Below are 6742 nucleotides of genomic sequence, written 5' to 3' on the forward strand. Positions count from 1 at the left end.
CCGTGTCTTATTTGTCACCACATGAAGAATTAAAAATCACAAATAAAATTAAAATCAGTTTATTTGACTGCTTTTTCGTATATTTCTGGACTCTTGGGCTGGACTTGTCAAATTGGAACTAATTGTCAATCCCAACTCGGCCTGAAGGTAAGAATTACCCCGCCTGGAAGGCAAAAAATAACAAAAGAATCCACATCGCTCTGCCTTGCTATGAACACCGGCAAGTTGACTTCACTCGTTCCGTTTTTAACGAGTCGGTGTTCGGGTGAGCGATAACGAATGTTATTCATTATTAATCAAGGAATTGAGAAATGAGCTTTAAAACAACCTTCACAACATTAACGAGTGCAGTAGCTTTGTCCCTGGTGGCTTTCAGTGCTCAGGCTGCCAATGGTGGCGAAGGTGTTGTGAACTTCACCGGGTCCGTAATCAATGCAGCTTGTAGCATTGCGCCTGAATCAGCAGACCAGACCATAGACTTTGGTCAGATTTCCAAAACGCATCTTGCGTCCGGCGGCATCTCGGAACTGCGTGATATTGACATCCTGTTGACAAATTGTGACCCAACAAGCCTGGTCGACAAAACCGTAACCGTCACATTCAACGGTGCAGCAATTCCTGCCGCACCAACAGAATTGGGCACAACCGGTAATACCGGCACTGCAATCATCATTAACTCCCCAGCGAGTGGCGATGTGGTATTTGGCCAGCCGGGTAACCCACAGATTATCGGTGATGGCAATAACACCCTCCGTTACGCCAGCTGGGTAAAAATGGCGACTGGTGGCGTCGTTGCTGAAGGTGACTTCACCGCAGTGACCAACTTTACCCTCGCTTATCAGTAAAATTTTTCGGGGCAGCCCTTCGGGGTTGTCCCGTTTTTGTTAGCCACGCGAAGGAGGCGGAATGCTCAGGGAATATCTCTGCGGGCTGACACTGCTGATAGTGCTGTCGGAAGGGGCATTGGCAACATCAACTTCGACCCAGTCATCCAGTCAGAACGCGCCAGAATACCAGGGGCCAGAAGGTGTTTGGTGGCATGGAAGCGCTAATTTTGGCGGTCAGATTATCGCTCCAGCTTGCACGCTTGGTATGGAAGATGTTTGGCAAGTCATTGAGATGGGAACCACGCGCATGAAAGACATGCAGGCGAGTATTCCCGGACCTGAGAAAATTTTTTACCTCGGGCTAGAGAATTGTGAGCTGACCAGTGAGGACGATGTAAAACCGGATGCCGTACTGCCGGACTCCCAAGTGCGTGTCACCTTTGACGGCTTGCGTGGACATTCCCCGGATAGATTTGGCGTGTTGGGGCAAGCTCGAGGTGTGGAATTACAAATCCTCGATAGCCAGGGAAACCGGGCGTTTGCCGGTAAGGCGATGCCGCCTCAATTATTAAAAGGCAGTGAACAGCGGCTTCAGTACGCTCTGCGGTTGATACGCAATGGCGAGCCCCTGCGCGGTGGTGATTACTACGCAGTGGTACGTCTGAAGGTGGATTACGAGTAATGACTTTCTGTGGCCGAGTTCGTTTCGCCGATACATTTTCCTTATCTCAATAAGGAGGAAGAGGTTCACGGGGTTTTGGCTCATCAATAGATTATTTGCGATGACAACATGTTAACTAATCGAAAACTCACAGCCTATTTATCCTGTTGCCCGATTGCGCCGGTGCTGTTGATGTTAACCATTCGCGATGCCGAGGCTGTCGAATTTAACACGGACGTCCTGGATGCCTCCGACCGTCAGAATATCAATGTTAGCCGCTTCTCTCAGGCAGGCTATGTCATGCCCGGCCAGTACCAATTACAGGTGGTCATCAACGGACAATCAATGAGTTCGTCCACTCTTCCGGTGACGTTTGCTGAGCTGAAAAAAACCGTCGAGGAAGGGGATAAGAAAAGTTTGCCTCAGGCCTGCCTGACGCGCGAGATAGTGGCACAAATGGGATTAACGGAGACCTCACAAGGTAAGTTGCTCTGGATACCCTTTGGCGAAACCGAATGCGCGGATTTTAGCCAGCTACCAGGGGTTGAAATACAGGCAGATCTGTCCGATGGAACGCTACTCATCAATATGCCGCAAGCCTGGCTTGAATATTCCGATGCAACCTGGTTGCCACCTTCACGTTGGGACAATGGTATTCCAGGCTTGATGCTGGATTACAACCTTAATGCCACGGTCACCCAACCACAGGAACGGGAAGAGTCGCGAAATTTTAGCTTCAACGGTACAACAGGAGCCAACTTTGGCCCCTGGCGTCTTCGCGCGGACTACCAGGGGAACATTACCCAGGTTGATGGTGAGAGCGATGACAATCAGTTTGACTGGAATCGTGTGTACCTGTATCGCGCCATCCCGAAGCTACAAGCGAACCTGACGTTAGGCGAAAATTACATAAGCTCCGATATTTTCAGCGCCTGGAACTACACCGGCGTGAGTCTGGAAAGTGATGATCGCATGTTGCCACCTAAATTACGTGGCTATGCTCCGCAGGTTTCAGGGGTAGCAGAAACCAATGCGCGCGTAGTCATATCGCAGCAGGGGCGCATTTTATATGACGCCACGGTACCTGCCGGGCCATTTACGATTCAGGATCTGGATAGCTCGATTCGCGGGCGACTGGATGTCGAAGTCATCGAACAAAACGGCCAGAAGAAAACCTTCCAGGTGGATACCGCCTACGTTCCGTATCTGACTCGTCCAGGACAGGTGCGCTACAAACTGATTAGCGGGAAGTCACGCACCAACGGGCATGATTTGGAAGGGCCGTTCTTTGTCAGTGGCGAAGCCTCATGGGGTATCAACAACAGTTGGTCTTTATATGGTGGCGGCATCATAAGTGGTAATGATTATAACGCCTTAGCTATCGGTTTGGGTCGTGATATGAACGCCTTAGGCACATTATCAACCGACCTTACGCAGTCGATTGCCAATTTTGATGACGAGCACGGCACCATGAAAGGGAAATCCTGGCGGATGAGTTATTCCAAACGCTTTGATGAGGCTAACGCAGACATTAACTTTGCCGGTTACCGTTTCTCCGAAAACGATTACATGAGCATGCAGCAATATCTGGATGCCCGATATCGTGATGATTTCACTGGCCGTGAAAAGCAACTCTATACCGCCACGCTGAACAAAAGCCTTGGGGAAAATGGCCGAACCTCTGTGGGGTTACAACTTAGCCACCAGACTTATTGGGATGACACTAAACAGTCCAACTATTACACGCTAAGTATCAACCACTACATGGACATCGGCGATTTTCGTGGCATATCGATGAGCCTGTCGGCCTCCCGATCGCGTTATTACGATGAGGACAATGACTCACTCTATTTCCGCATCTCGATCCCGACGGGCGGCGGCGGAACAGCCAGTTATAACCTCAACACCACGGAAGGGCGCGTGAGCCAGACTGCCGGGTACAGCAATTCGCTCAATAAGGGCCTGGATAACTACAGCATTAATGCGGGTGTGAACACCGGGGGCGGCGAATCGACGGACGGACAGTTCAATGGCTACTACAGCCATACGGGAACGCGGGCCAACCTTTCAACCAACCTTGCGTGGGTGAGCAATGATTACACCTCGCTCGGTCTGAACCTTTCAGGCGGGGCGACGCTTACCGCGAAAGGTGCCGCTCTGCATGCGGGTGGGACGAACGGCGGAACGCGTCTGTTGGTTGACACCGAAGGGGTTGCCGGTGTGCCAGTCAATGGCGGAAGGGTAACCACCAACCGTTGGGGAACCGGGGTCGTCACTGGGATGAGTAGCTATTACCGCAATACCACCAGCATTGATTTGAACAAACTCCCGGAAGACATGGAAGCAACACGCTCCGTGGTGGAATCCGTGCTGACTGAAGGGGCTATTGGGTACCGGGAATTCGGGGTGTTGAAGGGGGCGAAACTGTTTGCGGTGGTGAAAAGAAAAGACGGCACGGTGCCGCCATTTGGCGCAAGCGTCACCAATACCAAAGGGACCGAAGTTGGAATGGTCAGTGACGAAGGTCTGGTTTGGCTCAGCGGTGTGGCGTTAGGCGAAACACTGCAAGTCGGTTGGGACGGTCAGCAGCAGTGCAGTATCGCATTGCCAGAAACTGTGCCACCTGAACAGCAACTTTTATTGCCATGTCAGAACGAAAAGGCCTGACAAATCTATCAATAACACACCGCTTTACCCGCGGTGGCGGTAACCCGAATTAACACAGTAAGGAAGATCAGATTGTGAACACGATGATGAAAACAACAGCGGTAGTGGGTTTATGTTTGAGTACCTTGTCTGGCGCTCACGCTGCCATCTCGCTGGACCGAACGCGGGTCATTTTTAATGGCGGCGATAAGTCGATGACATTGAATATTGCTAATGACAACAAACAATTACCGTACCTGGCGCAGGCGTGGTTAGAAGATGCCAGGCAAACCAAAATTACCACCGGGCCGATAGTCGTTACGCCACCAGTCCAGCGCCTTGAGCCTGGGGTAAAAAGCCTGCTGCGTTTATCCACCACCCCGGATATCGCTAAGTTGCCACAGGATCGTGAATCGTTGTTTTACTTCAATTTGCGGGAAATTCCGCCACGTAGTGAAAAAGCTAACTCGCTACAAATCGCCCTACAGACACGTGTGAAGTTGTTCTACCGCCCGGCATCAATCAAAACTAAACCTAATGCGGTGTGGCAGGACAAACTGGTGCTCACCAAAGAAAGCGGTGGCTACCGCATAGAAAACCCGACGCCATATTTCATCACGGTGATTGGCATTGGTGAAGGGGCCAAACAAACACAGGTCGGAAAATTCGAAGCGGTCATGCTGGCACCTAAGTCATCGCAAAGTGTGAAAGCGGGTAACTACAACGCGCCGGTTCTGACTTATATCAACGATTACGGTGGCCGCCCATCCTTGACGTTCCAGTGCAGCAGCAACCGCTGTACTGCGGTGGAAACGGATAAGTAATTATCAACCAGGAGAGCGGGGAATGAAGCCAAACACGCTGATAATTATGGGGCTGACACTGATATCTGCGGTGTCGATAAGCAGTGCGGCGCGGGCAGCCGAAGTTCAGTCCCAAAAAATAATTTTCATCCCTGATGAATCTAATCATCAGCAAGTGAATGAGCGTAATGGTCAGGTGGGTTTTCTGGCTGTCAGCGGAACACTAGTCACCTCTCCCTGTACTCTGAAAACCCAGGAAACCTCATGGACTCCGGTTGTCGGCGGGGTCGTCCCGGTGAATTTGACACTGACAGGTTGTGGTGAAGGTGGCGTGACCAGTGAAGACAATGCGGCACCCATCCATGTTATCCGCAGTGCATTGTTGAAGGATTCGGTTGATGGCGAAGAGCCGATGTATCCAGAACTTCAACTGCCAGAAGAAGCAGTGGCGTTGCGATCCGGAGATAACCAACTGACCTATAAATTGAGCCAGCACATGCTGTTGCAGGGTGCGCTGCTGCGCCTGAGTCTGGAGTATGAATGATCAATATCAATAAGTTGTCGGTGCTTTTCGGGCTGGGTTTTATATTTTCGACGCCAATCCTGGCTGAAACGCCTATGGAATTCAAAGGGGTATTGTGGGAATCCCCGTGTGAACTAGCGCCAGAAAGCCAGGGGCAAACCGTGCTATTTGGCGACCGGCCGCTCAAGGATTTTCAATATCCACCAGGACGCAGCCCGGAGGAGAATTTTTCCATTCAGCTGAATAACTGCACCACTACCACGCTCTATAGCGTGGTCAAACTGACGTTTGATGGCGTCCGGGAAACCAACATGGGAAGCCAGTCAGATTACTGGTTACGCATGGGAACCGGGCCGAATGTCGGAAAACTGGCGGTGGGAATACTGGACGTTGACGGGACTTCACCACTGAAGCTTGGTGAGCCGCATAACCAGGGGGCGGGTACTCAGTTAGACAGCAGCACCATCGTGCTGAACTTTAAAGCGGTGGTACAAGCCACACCGGACGCTCTGGCAGACCAGAGTGTCGTTGCTGGCGATTACAGTGCGCAGGCCAATTTTGTGCTGAATTATGAGTGAGGTGATGGTGATGAAAACCAGGCAAATCGCATCTGCGCTGCTGTTGGCAGGAATACTATTCAGCGCAACGACGGCAAGAGCAAACATTAATATCACCATCACCAGCGAAATCTACATTCCGCCTTGCGTGGTTAACGGCGACAGTCTGATTACCGTGGATTTTGGCGATATGGACGCCCAAAAGGTGGATGGCCAGGCCTACGCCAAATCCATCACCGTGCCCGTCAGCTGTACCTATTACAGCGGAGCCGCGTATGTCAGGGTAACCGGTTCGCAGCTAACTGGCGCGCCTACTAATGTGCTGAAAACGGATGCTACCGGAGGCAATGCCGACATCCTCGGCGTGGCATTGTACCAGGGGAACGGAGTGAACAGCAGTTTCCCTTTAACACTGGGTGGTGGCAGTAACGGCTATGGTTATCCACTCACCCAAGGCTGGACGGGCAATGGCACCGCCAGCAGCCAATTCACTCTGACCGCGGTGCCGTACAAGCAAGGAGGCAGTCTGGAAGCGGGTGCCTTCAGTGCCACGGCGACGATGAGCATCAGTTATCTGTAGGAGAAAAGCCCGTGAAAAATGTAAGCAGCAGGGTGCGAAAGTTCATAAATAACCGATTAATGTTTTGGCGTTTACTGGTTTTGATTATTGGGATGAGTGGCTCGGTTCAGGTCTTCGCAGTGGAGTGCGATTTGAGGGGGGCGGG

Annotated in this window: 7 protein-coding genes; all 7 read left to right on the forward strand. The window is 51.4% G+C overall.

The window, feature by feature from the left end:
* Nucleotides 1-311: 311 nt before the first annotated feature.
* The 7 genes from MES37_RS22665 to MES37_RS22695 all read left to right on the forward strand — a co-directional run bounded on the left by MES37_RS22665 (nt 312) and on the right by MES37_RS22695 (nt 6597).
* Entirely contained in the window at nt 312-845 is a 534-nt protein-coding gene (locus MES37_RS22665; RefSeq protein WP_064546428.1) for a fimbrial protein, read from the forward strand.
* A 61-nt stretch (nt 846-906) separates the two neighbouring features.
* Entirely contained in the window at nt 907-1509 is a 603-nt protein-coding gene (locus MES37_RS22670; protein ID WP_157092949.1) for a fimbrial protein, read from the forward strand.
* Nucleotides 1510-1680: 171 nt separating this feature from the next.
* Nucleotides 1681-4155 (forward strand): fimbria/pilus outer membrane usher protein, encoded by a 2475-nt coding sequence (locus MES37_RS22675; protein ID WP_121813549.1) that lies wholly within the window; start codon nt 1681-1683, stop codon nt 4153-4155.
* Between the two features lie 83 nt (nt 4156-4238).
* Nucleotides 4239-4958, forward strand: coding sequence for a fimbrial biogenesis chaperone (locus tag MES37_RS22680; RefSeq protein ID WP_064546432.1), 720 nt, complete (start codon nt 4239-4241; stop codon nt 4956-4958).
* A gap of 22 nt (nt 4959-4980) precedes the next feature.
* Nucleotides 4981-5481: a pilus-assembly fibrillin subunit gene (locus MES37_RS22685; protein ID WP_064546434.1), complete on the forward strand. Its 501-nt coding sequence runs from the start codon at nt 4981-4983 to the stop codon at nt 5479-5481.
* Nucleotides 5478-6038 (forward strand): fimbrial protein, encoded by a 561-nt coding sequence (locus MES37_RS22690; RefSeq protein ID WP_083963368.1) that lies wholly within the window; start codon nt 5478-5480, stop codon nt 6036-6038. Before MES37_RS22685 ends, MES37_RS22690 begins: the two co-directional genes overlap by 4 nt.
* A 10-nt stretch (nt 6039-6048) precedes the next feature.
* A complete protein-coding gene (locus MES37_RS22695) occupies nt 6049-6597 on the forward strand; it encodes a fimbrial protein (RefSeq protein WP_232885819.1) in 549 nt (182 codons plus the stop codon).
* The last annotated feature ends 145 nt before the right edge of the window (nt 6598-6742 follow it).

The organism is Buttiauxella sp. S19-1, from assembly GCF_022134725.1.
Taxonomy (GTDB): Bacteria; Pseudomonadota; Gammaproteobacteria; order Enterobacterales; family Enterobacteriaceae; genus Buttiauxella; species Buttiauxella ferragutiae.